At 43.0% G+C, this 17,176-nt stretch carries 18 protein-coding genes; 13 read left to right on the top strand and 5 right to left on the bottom strand.

Annotated elements, in window-relative coordinates:
* Nucleotides 1-79 precede the first annotated feature (79 nt).
* The 13 genes from H6G75_RS09710 (at nt 80) to H6G75_RS09650 (ending at nt 11,489) form a co-directional block, all read left to right on the top strand.
* Entirely contained in the window at nt 80-388 is a 309-nt protein-coding gene (locus tag H6G75_RS09710; RefSeq protein ID WP_010995042.1) for a carbon dioxide-concentrating mechanism protein CcmK, read from the top strand.
* Between the two features lie 88 nt (nt 389-476).
* Nucleotides 477-824 (top strand): carbon dioxide-concentrating mechanism protein CcmK, encoded by a 348-nt coding sequence (locus H6G75_RS09705; RefSeq protein ID WP_015111750.1) that lies wholly within the window; start codon nt 477-479, stop codon nt 822-824.
* Between the two features lie 6 nt (nt 825-830).
* Nucleotides 831-1,133 (top strand): EutN/CcmL family microcompartment protein, encoded by a 303-nt coding sequence (locus H6G75_RS09700; protein ID WP_062293088.1) that lies wholly within the window; start codon nt 831-833, stop codon nt 1,131-1,133.
* A 107-nt stretch (nt 1,134-1,240) separates the two neighbouring features.
* Nucleotides 1,241-2,914: a ribulose bisphosphate carboxylase small subunit gene (locus H6G75_RS09695; RefSeq protein ID WP_190979733.1), complete on the top strand. Its 1,674-nt coding sequence runs from the start codon at nt 1,241-1,243 to the stop codon at nt 2,912-2,914.
* Between the two features lie 238 nt (nt 2,915-3,152).
* Nucleotides 3,153-3,899 (top strand): transferase, encoded by a 747-nt coding sequence (locus H6G75_RS09690; protein WP_190979732.1) that lies wholly within the window; start codon nt 3,153-3,155, stop codon nt 3,897-3,899.
* A gap of 138 nt (nt 3,900-4,037) precedes the next feature.
* Entirely contained in the window at nt 4,038-4,835 is a 798-nt protein-coding gene (locus H6G75_RS09685; protein ID WP_190979731.1) for a BMC domain-containing protein, read from the top strand.
* A gap of 273 nt (nt 4,836-5,108) precedes the next feature.
* Nucleotides 5,109-6,038 (top strand): LysR family transcriptional regulator, encoded by a 930-nt coding sequence (locus tag H6G75_RS09680; protein ID WP_190979730.1) that lies wholly within the window; start codon nt 5,109-5,111, stop codon nt 6,036-6,038.
* Nucleotides 6,039-6,389: 351 nt separating this feature from the next.
* Entirely contained in the window at nt 6,390-8,012 is a 1,623-nt protein-coding gene (locus H6G75_RS09675) for a mucoidy inhibitor MuiA family protein (RefSeq protein WP_190979729.1), read from the top strand.
* 138 nt (nt 8,013-8,150) lie between these two features.
* Nucleotides 8,151-9,134: a GntR family transcriptional regulator gene (locus tag H6G75_RS09670; protein ID WP_190979728.1), complete on the top strand. Its 984-nt coding sequence runs from the start codon at nt 8,151-8,153 to the stop codon at nt 9,132-9,134.
* Between the two features lie 76 nt (nt 9,135-9,210).
* Complete coding sequence (locus H6G75_RS09665) at nt 9,211-9,999, top strand: DUF4058 family protein (protein WP_190979727.1); 789 nt, start codon at nt 9,211-9,213, stop codon at nt 9,997-9,999.
* 101 nt (nt 10,000-10,100) lie between these two features.
* Nucleotides 10,101-10,775: a nitroreductase family protein gene (locus H6G75_RS09660; protein ID WP_190979726.1), complete on the top strand. Its 675-nt coding sequence runs from the start codon at nt 10,101-10,103 to the stop codon at nt 10,773-10,775.
* A gap of 64 nt (nt 10,776-10,839) precedes the next feature.
* Complete coding sequence (locus H6G75_RS09655; RefSeq protein WP_190979725.1) at nt 10,840-11,151, top strand: nucleotidyltransferase family protein; 312 nt, start codon at nt 10,840-10,842, stop codon at nt 11,149-11,151.
* Nucleotides 11,148-11,489: a HepT-like ribonuclease domain-containing protein gene (locus tag H6G75_RS09650; RefSeq protein ID WP_190979724.1), complete on the top strand. Its 342-nt coding sequence runs from the start codon at nt 11,148-11,150 to the stop codon at nt 11,487-11,489. The genes H6G75_RS09655 and H6G75_RS09650 overlap by 4 nt, the downstream gene beginning before the upstream one ends.
* A 29-nt stretch (nt 11,490-11,518) precedes the next feature.
* Here the strand turns inward: H6G75_RS09650 and H6G75_RS09645 are convergent, their stop codons facing one another.
* The 5 genes from H6G75_RS09645 to tig all read right to left on the bottom strand — a co-directional run bounded on the left by H6G75_RS09645 (nt 11,519) and on the right by tig (nt 16,999).
* The gene (locus tag H6G75_RS09645; protein WP_190979723.1) at nt 11,519-12,142 is read right to left on the bottom strand and encodes a Uma2 family endonuclease; all 624 of its coding nucleotides are present in this window, start codon (nt 12,140-12,142) and stop codon (nt 11,519-11,521) included.
* Nucleotides 12,143-12,159: 17 nt separating this feature from the next.
* Nucleotides 12,160-13,068 (bottom strand): alpha/beta fold hydrolase, encoded by a 909-nt coding sequence (locus H6G75_RS09640; RefSeq protein WP_190979722.1) that lies wholly within the window; start codon nt 13,066-13,068, stop codon nt 12,160-12,162.
* Nucleotides 13,069-13,158: 90 nt separating this feature from the next.
* Nucleotides 13,159-14,499: an ATP-dependent protease ATP-binding subunit ClpX gene (gene clpX, locus H6G75_RS09635; protein ID WP_190979721.1), complete on the bottom strand. Its 1,341-nt coding sequence runs from the start codon at nt 14,497-14,499 to the stop codon at nt 13,159-13,161.
* Between the two features lie 9 nt (nt 14,500-14,508).
* Nucleotides 14,509-15,207: an ATP-dependent Clp endopeptidase proteolytic subunit ClpP gene (gene clpP / locus H6G75_RS09630; protein ID WP_190979720.1), complete on the bottom strand. Its 699-nt coding sequence runs from the start codon at nt 15,205-15,207 to the stop codon at nt 14,509-14,511.
* A 367-nt stretch (nt 15,208-15,574) separates the two neighbouring features.
* The gene (gene tig / locus H6G75_RS09625) at nt 15,575-16,999 is read right to left on the bottom strand and encodes a trigger factor (RefSeq protein ID WP_190979719.1); all 1,425 of its coding nucleotides are present in this window, start codon (nt 16,997-16,999) and stop codon (nt 15,575-15,577) included.
* Between the last annotated feature and the right edge of the window lie 177 nt (nt 17,000-17,176).

Below are 17,176 nucleotides of genomic sequence, written 5' to 3'. Positions count from 1 at the left end.
TTTTAGCTCAAGATGAGCTTCCCCGTCAAAATTTTCAAACCACAGTACTGATTGGATTAAATTTTTAGGAGTTTCTGCGATGCCAATTGCAGTTGGAATGATTGAGACAAAGGGCTTTCCAGCAGTAGTAGAAGCTGCTGATGCGATGGTAAAAGCTGCCCGTGTGACTTTGGTCGGTTACGAAAAAATTGGTAGCGCCCGTGTCACCGTAATTGTGCGGGGTGATGTTTCGGAAGTGCAAGCGTCAGTTGCAGCTGGAATTGAAGCGGCCAGAAGAGTGAATGGTGGTGAAGTGGTTTCCACTCACATCATTGCTCGTCCCCACGAAAACTTGGAATATGTTTTGCCGATTCGTTACACAGAAGCAGTGGAACAGTTTCGCACTTAACAGTTGATAATACAAAGTGACTAACGGGGTTGCTTGCTTGAGCTACGCTTTTGTTTGTTTGAGAAAATGTAAATAGGGATTAAAACTAATGTCAATTGCAGTGGGAATGGTAGAAACCCTTGGCTTTCCAGCAGTAGTAGAAGCTGCTGACGCGATGGTGAAAGCTGCCCGTGTAACTTTGGTAGGTTACGAAAAAATCGGTAGTGGTCGGGTAACAGTAATTGTGCGGGGTGATGTTTCGGAAGTGCAAGCCTCAGTTGCAGCAGGTGTGGAATCAGTGAAGCGAGTTAATGGCGGACAAGTGCTATCGACACACATCATTGCTCGTCCCCATGAAAACTTAGAATACGTCCTGCCAATTCGTTATACAGAAGACGTAGAACAATTCCGGGAAAATGTTAACGCAATTCGGCCTTTCGGCGGTAGAAGACCATAACATATAATGCAAATTGCCAAAGTACGTGGCACAGTAGTTAGCACTCAAAAAGATCCAAGTCTTAGAGGTGTCAAACTACTGATGTTGCAATTAGTGGATGAAGAAGGAAATACCTTACCAAAATACGAGGTAGCAGCGGATACCGTAGGAGCAGGAGTAGATGAGTGGGTGCTAGTCAGTCGTGGCAGTGCCGCTCGTCAAATTCTTGGCAACGAACAACGCCCTTTGGATGCAGCAGTGGTGGCGATAATTGATACTATTCATGTTCAAGATCGCCTTATTTACAGTAAAAAAGACCAATATAGATAGTCATTAGTCATTAGTCATTAGTCATTGGTTTGAGACACAGAACAAAAGACAAAGGACAAATGACCAAAGACTAAAAGACAAAAGCTTAATTCAGGAGGAATCTCGCAATGGCAGTCAGCAGCACGGCGGCACCCCCAACCCCGTGGTCAAGAAGTTTAGCTGAGCCAGAAATCCACAAAACCTCATTTGTCCACTCCTTCTCCAACGTGATTGGAGATGTGCAGATAGGTGCAAATGTAATCGTCGCTCCAGGGACTTCGATTAGGGCGGATGAAGGTACACCTTTTTACATCGGTGAAAATACCAATATCCAAGATGGTGTAGTGATTCATGGGTTGGAGCAAGGCCGAGTCATTGGTGATGATGGCAATGAATACTCGGTGTGGATTGGTAAGAATGCCTCCATTACCCACATGGCTCTGATTCATGGCCCAGCTTATGTAGGGGATAGTTGCTTTATTGGCTTTCGCTCCACAGTATTTAATGCCAGAGTGGGCGCAGGTTGCATCGTGATGATGCACGCTTTAATACAAGATGTAGAAATTCCCCCAGGTAAATATGTACCGTCGGGAGCGATAATTACCAGCCAGCAGCAAGCTGACCGTCTGCCAGATGTGCAGAACCAAGACCAGCAATTTGCTCATCATGTTGTGGGAATTAATCAGGCACTGCGTGCTGGTTATCTTTGTGCTGCTGATAACAAATGTATTGCACCCATCCGGGATGAATTAGCTAAATCTTATACAAGTAGTAATGGTTTAACTGTCTTAGAGTTGGAAAGGAGTAGTGAAGTGGCAAGCAATAGCTTGGGTGCAGAAACAGTCGATCAAGTACGCTATCTACTGGAGCAAGGTTACAAAATTGGTACAGAACATGTAGACCAAAGACGGTTCCGTACAGGTTGTTGGACTAGCTGCCAGCCAATTGAACCCAGATCATTGAATGAAGCCTTATCAGCATTAGAAGGCTGTTTGGCCGACCATAGTGGTGAGTACGTGCGTTTATTTGGGATTGACCCCAAAGGTAAGCGTCGGGTGTTAGAAACAATTATTCAACGCCCAGATGGTTCAGTCCAACCAACAACTACTAGCTTTAAAGCTCCGGCAAGTACAGGTAGTGCTGGCTACAACGGTAATGGTAATGGTAGCAGTGCTGGAATTGGTTCCATTAGTGCGGAAACTGTAGACCAAATCCGCAAACTGTTGGCTGGTGGGTACAAAATTGGTACGGAACACGTAGATGAGCGTCGTTTTCGGACTGGCTCTTGGGCTAGTTGTAAGCCGATAGAAGCTACTTCAACCGACCAAGTTGTAGCGGCTCTAGAAGAATGTATTGGCAATCATCAAGGCGAGTATGTCCGCTTGATTGGTATTGACCCGAAAGCTAAACGCCGGATATTAGAAAGTATTATTCAAAGACCGAATGGCCCAGTTGCGCCCTCTAATGGTCAAAAATCTTACGCTGCTACCAGCAGTTATGGCTCGGCTACTGCAACAGCCACAGCGCCTGTAGGCAGCAACCGTTTGAGTGCAGAAGTTGTAGACCAGTTACGGCAATTGCTGGCTGGCGGTTACAAAATTAGTGCGGAACACGTAGACCAAAGACGTTTTCGGACTGGTTCTTGGTCTAGCTGTGGGCAAATTGAGGCTAGATCGGAAAGAGATGCGATCGCAGCTTTAGAAGCATACCTGTCTGAATATGAAGGTGAATACCTGCGCTTGATTGGCATTGACCCCAAAGCTAAACGTCGTGTGTTAGAAACAATTATTCAACGTCCGTAGTAGTGCTGAGTTGAAAGTGCTGAGTCACCGAAGTTCAGAGCGGCGGCTTCCGCCGCTCCAACTTCTCGCTGAGTAAAAGGCAAGTCAGTTTAGTCAACGAGTCATCTTCATTTCTAAACTGAAGATGTTGTATTTATACTCAGCACTCAGAACTCAGCAACGCCAGTTGCTACAACGGAGGGAACCTCCGCAACGCACTGGCTCCTCAGCACTTCTATCTTCCGAGGTTTAATTTTCCATGTCTGTGCCGCCACTGCGCCTCCACAATAACTTTGACCCTTATATTAGTGGCGAGGTGATCATTCATCCCAGTGCAGTGTTAGCACCTGGTGTCATACTCCAAGCGGCTACCAACGGCAAAATCATTATTGGCCCTGGTGTTTGTATTGGTATGGGGTCAATTCTCCAAGTCAATGAAGGAACCCTGGAAATAGAAGCAGGGGCTAACCTGGGAGCCGGTTTTTTGATGGTGGGAACAGGCAAAATTGGTACAAATGCTTGTATTGGTGCAGCCACAACAGTTTTTAACTGTTCTGTCGCACCAGGAACAGTTATATCACCAAGCTCAGTGTTAGGAGATACTAGTCGTCAGATTAGTCTTGCCGAAGCACCAGCACCACCGATCAATGATGCTGCTGTTCCTGATACTCAACAGCAACCACCAGCAGGCATTAATTTAGGAGAAACTGAGGCAAAACCGATGTCTATCTCCTCTACTAATCTCTCCGCTTCTGCTTTCTTGGAGTTAACGCACCAGTCGATTTCGATTCCTCAACCTTCGCCCACACCCTCTGCCCAAGCACCTCCGAACCAGAATGATGAAACTGCTGCTAGTTCATCAGAAGTGAGCGCGGAAAATTCTGAATCTTCTGATATTTTTGGCACTCAAATTTATGGGCAAGGAAGTATCCACAGGCTGTTAACAACATTGTTTCCCCATAGGCAATCCTTGAATAATCCTAAGTCTGACGAACCGCCTGAATAAGTGTTAATTGTAAGTTGTCCCCTAAAGTGATGAAGTATTAATTATGAAGGATGAAAAAACCGCTTTCATCTTTTATTCTTGATTCTTCAGCCTTTTGCTTACCTTTAGCATAGACTGTGAGTATCCTGGAGAATTCACATGGACACATATAATCAACAGTCCCTTAGTACTGTTCGGGCAGCATCACGTCGACGAGATAGAGATAACCTCAAGGACACTGCCTTGGGTTTGGTATCTACCCTCAGCTTTCCAGCTATAGTTGGCACTGCTGATATGATGTTAAAATCTGCTGGGGTTCACCTAGTGGGATATGAAAAAATTGGCAGTGGTCACTGTACAGCAATTGTACGGGGTGGTATTGCTGATGTCCGCCTAGCAGTAGAATCAGGTGTACAGACTGCTGAACAGTTTGGTCAACTAGTTTCTAGTTTGGTAATTCCTCGCCCTTTTCCTAATCTAGATGTAGTGTTGCCCATTACAAATAGATTAAGTAAATATATGGAGGAAGGTAGTTACAGCCGTTTGAGTAACTTAGCGATTGGATTAGTGGAAACGCGCGGGTTTCCGGCGATGGTAGGAGCTTGCGATGCCATGCTTAAATCGGCTGATGTGCAGTTAGCAGCCTATGAAAAAATTGGTGCTGGTTTGTGTACAGCTATTATTCGTGGCTCTGTGGCTAATGTCGCAGTAGCAGTGGAAGCAGGAATGTACGAGGCAGAACGGATTGGGGAATTGAACGCAGTGATGGTGATTCCGAGGCCTTTGGATGAGTTGGAACAAACTTTACCAGTAGCAAGTTGTTGGATCGAAGAACGGCAACCAATTAAGATGCCTGTGAATATTAAAGAGCAAGTTGCGGAGTTAGAGGTACTTCAGTTGCCAGATTTGGCTAAGTTGCCTGCAAAAGTTACCGAAGAATTATGGAAGGATGAATGATGAATTTTGAATCATGAGTGACGAATAGTGGGAAAATTCTCCTCAGAATTCAGTATTCAGCATTCATCTTGGCTGGAAGGCATCTTACGCTTCGCTTGTTGTTTTGATCATAACTTTTACGGACTATAAATCAAATATCTTTCTTTTAATAGCGAAAATAGATTTTTATCTATACTAAAACTCATAACTTTGTATGAGCAACACTGCTTGATTGGTAGGTGTTTAGTGATACTAGTTTTATATCTATAGATCGCTATTAGAGGAGAATCACCCTTGAACCAAGCGACGCTACACCAGTTGAAGGTATTTGAAGCGGCGGCTCGGCATGGTAGCTTTACTCGTGCTGCGGAAGAATTATTTCTGACTCAACCTACAGTCTCTATGCAAATTAAGCAATTGACAAAATCTGTAGGTTTGCCTTTGTTTGAGCAGGTGGGGAAACGTTTGTATTTGACAGAGGCGGGTAGAGAACTGTTTGCCACTTGCCGACAGATTTTTGAGACTATTGCTCAGTTTGAGATGAAAGTGGCGGATTTAAAAGGGCTAAAGCAAGGGCAATTACGTTTAGCAGTCATTACCACAGCCAAGTATTTTATTCCGCGTTTGTTGGGGCCATTTTGTCAGCGTTACCCAGGAATTGATATTTCCCTGCAAGTCACAAATCACGAAAAAATTATTGACCGGATGATGAATAATCTGGACGACTTGTACATTATGAGTCAGGTTCCAGAACATTTGGATGTGAATTGTGAGCCATTTTTAGACAATCCTCTGGTGGTGTTTGCACCAGTAAATCATCGTCTAGCAAAAGAGAAAAATATTCCAATTCACGAGTTAAACGATGAGCCTTTTATTATGCGTGAACCCGGTTCAGGAACTCGCCGCGCTGTGCAGGCTTTGTTAGAAGAACATGGGGTAAAGGTAAATGTCAAGCTGGAATTGGGGAGTAATGAAGCAATTAAACAAGCGATCGCAGGTGGTTTAGGCATCTCTGTTTTATCCCGTCATACTTTACTCTCAGATGCTTCGGAGTTTAGTATTTTGGATGTGCAGCACTTCCCCATCAAACGAGCTTGGTACATGGTTTATCCGGCAGGGAAACAGTTGTCAATTGTCGCTCGGACTTATTATGAGTATTTGCTGGATGCGGCAAAAACATTTGTTGAACAAACTGAAGCTCCTGTTTACAGCACGGTTGATTAAGTTTTGATATAGCAGAAGGCAGTGGTTCGACTTCGCTCACTAACCAGTGGTTCGACTTCGCTCACCAACCAGTGGTTCGACTTCGCTCACCAACCAGTGGTTCGACTTCGCTCACTAACCAGTGATTCGACTCCTTTCGGCTTCTCCTGACGGAGACGCTGCGCGAACGCTCAAGGCAAGTCGCTCACCAACCAGGCAGGAGGTAAAATTATTACTCTTCCTTGGCATTTGTACTTTTTAAATCTCCTAACCCATACTTCCACTGCTATATCGTCCACTTGCTTGACGGAAAGTACCTGAACCATTAAAAAGTTAACCAGCAGAGTCATTTGATATGGGGGAAAGCTGGCAGTGACAAACCTGGAAACTCCTTCTTTGAGAAAGACAGTCCCAACCCAGGTAGTAGCCGTGACGGTTTACAGTAATCAAGCCTTAGTGACACGCCGAGGTGTAGTTGCTTTGGTAGGGGTAGAAAGGGAATTGGTGATTAATTCACTGCCAGTCACTCTTGAAACTGATTCTGTGCGGGTGAGCGGTGCAGGTACTGTAGGAGTGAGCTTGTTGGGAGTGAGTAGCGATCGCATTTACACTACAGAACCTGTTGCCGAACGAGCAGCTCAGTTAAACCGCCAAATTCAACAAATAGAATCTGAAAAACGCAATCTCCAGGCGCAAATTGATGCCTTAGCTTTGCAGGCTCAATTTATTGAGGGTTTGCGGGAAAAAACCGAGGAACCATTTGCTCAAAGTTTGTCCCGCAAAAATCTCAGTCTCAGCGAAACCTTAGATTTTTTGAATTTTTTGGGCAGCCAGTATAGTGAATATGCGATCGCATCTGGTGATTGTCACAGTCAACAGCAGGAACTAGATAAGCAACTGCAAGCACTCCGCGCCACATTACACAACATTCAAACACCCCATCCCAAAGAAAGTTTTAACTTGGTGGTTGGTGTTGAAGTTGCTGGTGCTGGCGAATTTGAGCTAGAAGTGTCCTACATTGTCAATCGGGCTGCCTGGACTCCCCTTTATGACTTACGGGTTGATAGTGCCAGTCAGTCGGTACATTTAAGCTATCTGGCGGAAGTTACCCAAAATACTGGCGAAGATTGGCAAGATGTAGCACTCACCCTCTCCACCGCGAAACCGGGGTTAGGCACTCTACCACCAAAACTAGAACCTTGGTACATTGACACCCTCCGTTCACGCTCATTGCAACGAGTCTTACCTCGGCCATCATTACCTACCATAGCGGCTGCACCTGCTGGGACTGAAGCGATGTTTTCCCCAGAAGAAGAGGATTTAGAGGAGGATGCTTTCATAACCGCAGAAAATGTCAAAGCGACAGTAGCTAAAGAAGGCAGTGTCGTGACTTTTAAACTCAATGGTGGTAGCAACATCCCTAGTGACGGTGCGCCCCATAAAAATACAATTTTTAATGATGATTATCCTTGTGTTTTTCACTATGTCGCCATGCCGCGTTTAGTCAGCTTTGCTTATTTACAAGCTAATGTCAAAAACAGTACTGATGGCGCAACTTTATTACCAGGAAAAGCCAACATTTTTCGAGATAGTATTTTTGTCGGTACAACTCAATTAGAAAATATTGCACCAGGACAAGAATTTAGCTTGAACTTAGGCATTGATGAAAATTTAAAAATTGAACGTAACTTAGTTGAGCGACAAGTTGATAAAAGAATCATTGTCAATCAACGCCGCACTACTTACGCTTATCGGTTATTAATTACTAACTTACTCAATCAAGAAACTAACTTAAAAATTACCGAACAATTACCTGTAAGCCGCAACGAGCAAATTAAAATTCGCCTCACTCGCATTCAACCACAAATTCCTCTGGGAGAGATGGGAATTTTAGAATGGGAATTAACCGTTTTACCTCAAGAGAGACGGGAGATATATTATCAATTTACCCTGGAACACCCACCGGAAGTAACTGTCGTTGGTTTAGATATGTAGAAATTGCGCCAATCCAGATGAGATGGCTTTATACTTGACCTGTATCGGATATTACCTCTTAAGTGTTACAAATAAAAAATACTACAAGTAGCATGATTAGCTAATTGCTGATTGTTACTTGATTCAGGAGTTTTGGTGATGATTCAATTCCGTATTCAGCCAGACAGTGAAATCCCTGCCTCTACCCAATTATTTAATCAAATCCGGTTTGCGATCGCATCTCGCCAATATCCCCCAGCGTACAAATTGCCCAGCACCAGGGCATTAGCAATGCAAACTGGGTTACACCGCAACACTATTAGTAAAGTTTATCGACAGCTAGAAGACGAAGGCTTAGTAGAAAGTCTGGCAGGTTCAGGAATTTATGTCCGCGCTCAAGGACACGAGGGCGGTAGTAGATTACAATCACCAATTCTCCAACAACACCCCGAAGCATACAAAGTCGTACAGCAAGCCCTTGACCAACTCCTTGCCCAAGGCTGTTCTCTCAGTCAAGCCCGTGAGCTATTTTTGGCAGAAATGGATTGGCGTTTGCGTTGTAGCGCCCAAGTACTGGTTGCAGTTCCTTCTCAAGATATCGGCGCTGGGGAATTGATGGTATATGAATTAGAGCAATCACTCAAAATTCCCATCCAACTCATCAGAATGGAAGAATTAGCAGCTGTGTTGGATAAAACTAACTCGGCTACAGTTGTTACCAGTCGCTATTTTATTGGTGAGGTTGAACAAATTGCCGCACCAAAAGCTGTGCGAGTCATTCCTTTAGATATCTACGACTACAGTAAAGAACTGAATCTAGTTAAAAATTTGCCCAAAGATAATTGTATCGGCATCGTCAGCCTGAGTACTGGTATTGCCCGTGCGGCTGAAGTTATTCTGCACGGTTTACGCGGTGATGAACTACTAGTGATGACTGCACAACCAAAAGATGCTTATAAACTTCAGGCAATTGTCAAGCGGGCGGAAGTTATTATTAGTGATGTTGCCAGTTTTCGATCAGTACAATTAGCAGTACAAGCGGCGGCTGAAGATATTATTCGACCACCAAAATTAATTAAAGTAGAAAATTATATTGGGTTGAATTCAATTAACTTACTCAAACGAGAACTAGGTTTGAGTTAATCAGCAACCTTGGCACAATAGCTCAGACCAATTAGTTGATGAAGAATTAAAATAGTAACTATTTGGAGGTGTGCCAATGGCTTCACCATTTCCAGGGATGAACCCGTATTTAGAGAACCCACTATTTTGGTCGGAAGTTCACAATCTATTAATTGCGGCAATTTTCCGAATATTGAATCCTCAACTGCGTCCTAAATATAAAGTTGCTATAGAAAAGCGAGTCTATCAGACAATTGATGAAGATTCACTGTTAGTTGGAATTGCTGATGTCTCAGTGCAGAGTACAACACAAAAATCATCAGCAGAACCGACTACCTTAACTATAAAATCACCCTCTGTTGAAGCTGTGACAGTTGATGTCGCTATGCCAGAAACTGTCAAAGAAACTTACTTAGAAGTGCGAGATATAACAACACAAGAAGTTGTCACCACAATTGAAATCTTATCGCCAAAAAACAAACGTTCAGGGGAAGGCAGAAATGCCTATATAAAAAAAAGATTACAGGTTTTAGGCAGTTACACTAATTTGGTAGAAATTGATTTACTGCGGGATGGTAAATCAATTCAGCCACTCCAAAATAATTTACAAACTGACTATAGAATTTTGGTCAGTCGTGCGACAACGCGTCCAAAAGCTGATTTATACCCCTTTAATTTACCAAATCCTATACCTACTTTTCTCTTACCTCTACGTGAAGGTGATACAGAACCATTACTAGATTTACAAACATTAATTAATCAGCTATATGCAGAAGGTAACTATGATTTGGTAATTGACTATACTCAACAACCATTACCTCCAATGTCAGCAGAGAATTTAGCTTGGATAGATGGAATTCTGAAAGAGCATGGATTGAGGCATTGAAATAAATTGGTAGTTTGAGTAAACCCACAGATAGAAGAGGGATGCTAGAAGATAAGGGGACAATGGGATAGGCAGACACACCTAACAAATATCCAAGGATTATGTTTGTAGAAATGCACCCTTATATTGGCCTGATAGAAGCAATCAAGCAACGTCGAGCCGCTAGAGCCTTTAAGAGTGATCGCATTCCCGAAGTCATTTTACAAGAAATACTAGAATTAGCAGCCCAAGCACCATCCGGCTTTAACCTCCAACCTTGGCGATTTATTGTCGTTAAAAGCCAACAAAACAAAGAAACACTGCAAGCTTGTGCATTTAACCAACGCCAAATAGCCGAAGCACCAGTGGTTTTAATTTGTTGTGGTGACAGACGTGCAGCACAAATGACAAATATCACTTCTGTCATCCATCTTGGAGATGGTCAAGGCATTATGACTCCCAGTTATGCCAGTTATCTGCGTTCTAGCATTCCCGAATTTTTCCAGAATCACCCCAGTTTTGACACAATGGAAGCCTGGACAAACCGCCACACTATGTTGGCAGTAGCATACATGATGATTGTGGCAAAAAGCTTTGGTGTAGATAGCTGCCCAATGGAAGGGTTTGTTAGCACTCAAGTGAAACAAGCATTTCAAATCCCAGATGAAGTAGATATATGCTGTTTACTAGCTCTTGGCTACGCAACTGAACCCTTCAAACCATACAGCGGACGCTTTCCTACCAACAAAGTTTGTTTCAGCGAAACCTATGGTGAACCTTTTGAGGTAGATGGTTAGTACTATTTTGATAAAGTAAAACTATGGCGATTGTAAGTCTTTCAAAAAATCTTTGCATAAGTTTATGAAAGAAAACCTGAAAACTGGTTTAAAGCAATTACTCCAAGAAAAGCGAGAAGAAATTCTCCACATCGCTTCTAAACATGGAGCCTATAACCTACGAGTTTTTGGTAGCGTGGCCAGAAAAGAAGAAACAGAAGAAAGTGATATTGATTTTTTAATTGATTACGATTTAGATAAAATATCAGCTTGGTTTCCTGGCGGATTAATCCAAGATTTAGAAGTTCTATTAAATCGTAAAGTTGATGTTGTCACAACTCAATCTTTGCATTACTTAATTCGAGATAAAGTTTTGCATGAGGCTATATTCTTGTGAAGGATATTCGGATTTATCTCATTCACATTCGAGATTGTATCGGCAGAATTCAGCAATATACTGTTGATGGTAAAGAAGTATTTTTTCAAGATATTAAAACGCAAGATGCTGTTTTAAGAAATCTTCAGGTAATGTGCGAATTAGTACAGAAATTACCCAGTGATTGGAAAAACGCCTACCCTGAAATTGAATGGAGTAATATAGCTGGTTTTAGAAATCGATTAACTCATGAATACTTGAGTGTAGACTTAGATATTATTTGGAGTGTGATTGAGAATTATCTACCAGGTTTAGACAGAACAATTGAAGCAATAGCACAAGAATTTTGGAACGTTTAATTTTCTAACAGATTTAAAATTATTAATAATTATTCTTCCTCTGTCAGAGCCGCATCAAAAACTTGTTGTGCAGTAAAGTTAAGTTTGGAGAAAGAAGGCGAGACAATCACATCATTGGCACGGAACATTCTTTTTACGTATTCTCCATCGACCAATTCACAGATAAAAATCGTAGGTTCTTTAGGATTACCGATAAATTCTCGTCCCCCTAACGCTGCATAATCTACAATCCAGTACTCAGGTACACCAATGATTTCATAGTCTGCAAACTTTTTATGATAATCGTCACGCCAGTTACTGCTGACAATCTCAATAATCAAGGGTATGGATGCACCGTCCATCACCGTTGATTCTTTTTTCCACAGTGGTTCGTGAACCAGATTTTTCCGATTTAATAACAAAATATCAGGGGAGTAACCTGATTCGTTTTCGGGTGGTTTAACTAGCGCGGTTTTTGGTAAGAAGTACGGTAATTTTAGCCGTTTGTATTCTGGCACAACCTCTTCAACTAAAAAACCCACAACTCCTTCATGACCTCCAACAGGTTGTGCCATTTCCACAATCACTCCATTATGCAATTCGTAACGTCCCCCTTCGGGTCGCCACGCAGCAAATTCCGCAAATGTTACTACTCTAGGTAAGGCTTGAGCCATAGTTACAACCTCTACATTTATACAATAGAAGGAACTTGCAAAAACTCTCGCACCCGTCGTAAGTAAGTCGGCGCATCTTCCAACATGGGGAAATGTGCTGTATCAGGAATCAACACAAACTCAACTTGGTCATTCATGGCTGCGGCTTGTTTTCCCATTGCGGCGGGAATAATCTGGTCATACTCACCCGCAATTAGCAGCGTTGGCACTGTTAATTTAGCAAATTCTTGCGGCATCAATTCCGATTGTGCTTTACTAACAGAAGTAAAAATTGTGCCTAAAGCAGCATCATAATCTGCATCTATAAAATCTTGTAGAAAAGCCTGACGTTCAGCTTTTGGTATGGAACGATGTAAAAATCTCGCCATAAACATCCGGTCAACAAATGGAATTTTACCTAACCATTTGGGGCGAAATTTAACTACATAACCGCCAAATTTATGAAAGGCTGTAAAAGCTTTTTCATCATATTCAAAAATCCCACTACAAGTTAAAATTCCTCGCTCTACTTTTTGGGGATAGCGGTTAAAAAACAAAGTCGCCACAGACGCACCCATTGAATGAGCATTGATATAAACACGCTCAAGATGCAACTCATCTAAAAGCACTGCTAAATCATCAGCGTATTCTTCCAACTCATAAGTTAACTCTTGAATTGCGGCTGATGTTTCTTGACTGGACTGGGAAGTAGCAACAGACTCACTAGCTGGGACTAGAGTTGGTTTCCCACCAGAACGCCCAAACCCGCGCATATCATAGAGTAAACAATCAAATTGGTCTGATAAAGCTGCCGCAGTGCTTTTCCAATACCTAGCTGAACCAGCCCAACCGTGAATGAAAACCATCACGGGTTTGTTCACAGCAGCAGATGATTGTTTCACCCACTCGTAGTAATGTTCAACACCACGAACAGCAATGTAAGGCATGAGTCATTTGTCCTTTGTCATTTGTCTTTTGTTTTTAGCCATTAGTCATTTTGCTTTTACTAATGACTAATGACTAATGACTGATGACTATTATGCTGATTCTGGTTTTGGTAGTGAGGATGGATGTACTATCAGTTCGGCGGTAGAGCGTTTCTCAACCATTTCTCGCGTTACTGTGCAGCGAGTCACGTCTTTACGAGATGGTAACTCGTACATCACATCTAGCATGAGTTCTTCTACAATACCCCGCAATGCTCTTGCACCCGTTTTGCGGCGGTAGGCTTCTTGAGCGATCGCTCGCAAGGCATCTTGTTTAAAATCTAATTGGACGTTATCCATCTTCAGCAGTTTTTGGTATTGTTTCACCAAAGCACTGCGCGGTTGGGTGAGAATTGCCATCAACGCTTCTTCATCCAATGGGTCTACTACTGCTACCATTGGTATCCGTCCGATAAATTCGGGAATCATCCCAAATTTCACCAAATCATCTGGTTCTAAGTTCCTGAGAACATCGGCGGTGCGTTTTTCTTTTGATTGTCCTTCTCCCGGTTGCACAAAGCCAATTGATTTTTTGCCGGCTCTTTGCTCGACAACCTTTTCTAAGCCCACAAATGCACCACCACAGATAAACAGAATATTACTGGTATCGATTTGGATGCAGTCTTGATACGGATGTTTTCGTCCGCCTTGGGGTGGTACGTTGGCGATCGTACCTTCTAGCATTTTCAGTAATGCTTGCTGTACGCCTTCACCAGACACATCCCGTGTAATTGAGGGATTTTCACTCTTGCGGGCAATTTTATCAATTTCATCGATGTAGATAATTCCGCGTTGAGCCTCTTCTACATCCAAGTCTGCTACTTGCAACAGGCGCAGCAAGATGTTTTCCACATCTTCACCGACATAGCCTGCTTCTGTTAACGTAGTAGCATCCGCCACGGCAAAAGGTACATCTAAAATCTTAGCTAGAGTTTGTGCTAACAGAGTTTTGCCGCAACCAGTTGGGCCAATTAACAAAATGTTAGACTTCTGTAGCTCTACTGCGTCATCTGCTCCGTTTTTGCCACTGCCTTTAGACTGCAAGATTGCCAGCCGCTTGTAGTGGTTGTAAACTGCGACTGACAAAACTTTTTTGGCTTCGTCTTGGCCAATGACATGCTCATCAAGATACTTTTTAATCTCTCTAGGTTTGGGTATCTGATTAAATGAGAGATTAGCAGAACGGTTACGACGTTTTTGAGGTACTTCAGACTTTGGTGCTGGTTGTGGCGCTACACCATTGGTGTCCAGTAACTCCTCATCTAGTATTTCATTACACAAGTCAACGCACTCGTCGCAGATGTAAACTCCCGGCCCTGCGATCAACTTACGCACCTGCTCTTGAGACTTGCCACAAAACGAACATTTTAAATGGGAGTCGTACTTAGACATACCAGCCTCTTATTTCAGAATGGTGACGTTTTCCCCAGCTGTGGGAAGATTTTGTCGGGAGATAACCTGATCAATCAAACCGTAATTTTTAGCTTCTTCTGCCGACATGAAAAAGTCGCGGTCTGTATCTGCTTCGATTCTCTCTAGAGGTTGACCAGTATGATGAGCCAATAACTGATTCAACTGTGCCTTGATATAAAGAATTTCTCTGGCTTGAATTTCTATATCAATGGCTTGACCTTGAGCGCCACCTAGGGGTTGATGGATCATAATTCGAGAGTCAGGTAAAGACATACGCTTACCTGCGGTTCCAGCAGCTAACAAAAATGCCCCCATGCTCGCAGCTAATCCAAAACAGATCGTAACAACATCAGGGCGGATTTGTTGGATTGTATCATAAATTGCCATTCCTGCGTAGACGGAACCGCCAGGAGAATTTATGTACAGCTGAATGTCTTTTTCTGAGTCTTCGGAATCTAAGAACAGTAACTGCGCCACGATGGAATTAGCAACGGTATCATCGATGGCTGTTCCTAAAAAAATAATCCGCTCTCGTAATAAACGGGAGTAGATATCAAATGCTCTTTCTCCCATCCCTGACTGCTCTACCACAGTTGGCACAATGCTGTTAGGGCCATTCAAATGGGAGTTAATAGCTAGGTGGCTGGAACTGATGATGGGGTAATTTCCTGACTGCGATAAAAGCATAGGAGAATATCTGAGAATTAATAGGACTTAGCTTAAGGCAGCGATCGCTGCTTTTTTCACGGATGAGATTTTGATTTGAGCTATGTGTTAACCATTATGCCTCATCCAGATTTTTCTCGTGTAACACACTATCAAGCTCAGGTCTTTACAGGTAAAGAATTTTGTCTAAAATACCGACAATATTAAGCCTCCCTTAAAGGTTAATGACTGAGTGCTGAGTAATAATTTTTCACACTCAAAGCAGATACTTACTACCCTAGCCTAATCTACCCAAAACGAGATTGCGATCGCCCAACAGTAGAGATAGCCGAAGGGGAGTGCTGAGTGCTGAGTAATTTTCACCCTGCACCCCTGCACCCTTACACCCCTATCCTTCTACTGCTGATTCTGCCGTAGCTTCGCTGCTGCTTGCCTCAGTCTCAGGTGCAGTTGCTTCATCTGCTGGTTCTTCTTGGGCGCTTAAAGTACCTTCTGGGACTAATTCAACTGATGAATTGTCTAAGAGCCAATTGAGAATTTTGTCACTCAGTAGTTCATTTTCCACCATTGAACTGAGTTTTTCTTCGTCAATATCTTCATCAGCATACTGCTCTAACAGTTCTGTTACTCTGGCTTGGAGTTCTTCTGGGGTAACTACCAAAGATTCGCGTTTGCCGATTTCTCGCAGAGCTAAAGAACGTTTTATACGTTCAATTGCCTCTGGGCGAGATCTCTCCCGCAATTGCGGAATAATATCTTGAGTAAACAGCTTTCTCACATCCAACCCCTGCTGCGCCAAGCGCATAGCAGTTTGGGTAAGCATTGCATCGACTTCTTGCTCAATTAAGGTTCCTGGCAAGTCAACGTCTACGTGCTTTAGTAGTTCTGCCAGCAATGCTTCTTGCTTGTTGGTTTTGGTTTTGTCTTCAGCTTCTTTTTGATACCGATCTTCTAAAGATTTCCGCAGTTCTTCTAAGGTTTCAAAATCGCTGACTTCTTGAGCAAAATCATCGTCTAATTCTGGCAGTTCTTTTTCCTTCAGTTCCTTAAGGGTGACTGTAAAAAGTGCAGGTTTACCTGCTAACTCTTGGTTGACATAAGGATCTGGAAACTGGGCTGAAATTTCCTTGGTTTCCCCAGGATTCATCCCTACTATTCCTGTGACAAAACCAGGGATAAATTTATCTTCTTGTAACTCGACTTGAAAATCAGTCGCATCGCCGCCCGGAATTGGTGTTGGTTCAGCATCAGGGTCATCACCTTCTGCTTTGGCTATCACCCCTTGAAAATCGACAACAGCCACATCACCAATTTGAGCAGTTCTACCTTCGACTGGAATTAGTGTTGCCATTTGTTGGCGTTCTTTTTCCAAGACGTTATCTACCTGGGCGGGGTCATATTTGATTTCTTCCGCTTGGGCTTGCAAGCCGGTGTACTGGTTCAGGGTTATTTCCGGTTCCACATCCACAGCCGCCGAGAACGTGAGTGGTTTGCCCGGTTCATAATTATTGATCAGGTCTTCAAATGAAGAGCGCAATTGCGGCTGACCAATTGCTTGAATGTCTTCTTGTTTGACCGCTTGTTGGATGCCGTCTTGAATCAATTCTTCTAAAGCGGCGGCCTTAACACGACTTACCCCCAGGCGCTGAAGCAATATTTGCCGAGGCACTTTACCTTTACGAAACCCAGGAATATTGACAGTACTGGATAAGTTTTTAATAACTTGTTCGTAGGTTTGCTGAGTAATTTCTGGTGTAATCTCTATTTCTAGCCCTATTTGGCTGGCGGGAAGTTTCTCCTGGGTAACTTTCATGCTTCGTCTCTATTTGGTATTTTTAACTCCAAGAACACATAAGCCACAATTTAACGCCTATGCGCTTTGATATCTGTAGGTAGGAATGGCAAGTGCCTTCAGTAGATATCCAGTTTACTGCCAATGGCAAAGGACTTGACACTTTACCACAATAAATTTATCCATACACCCTCTCAC

Origin of the sequence: Nostoc sp. FACHB-280, from assembly GCF_014697615.1 — a bacterium.
Taxonomy (GTDB): domain Bacteria; phylum Cyanobacteriota; class Cyanobacteriia; order Cyanobacteriales; family Nostocaceae; genus Nostoc_B.
The sequence above is the reverse complement of the archived record's forward strand: the minus strand, read 5'-3'. Positions and strand labels throughout refer to the sequence as shown.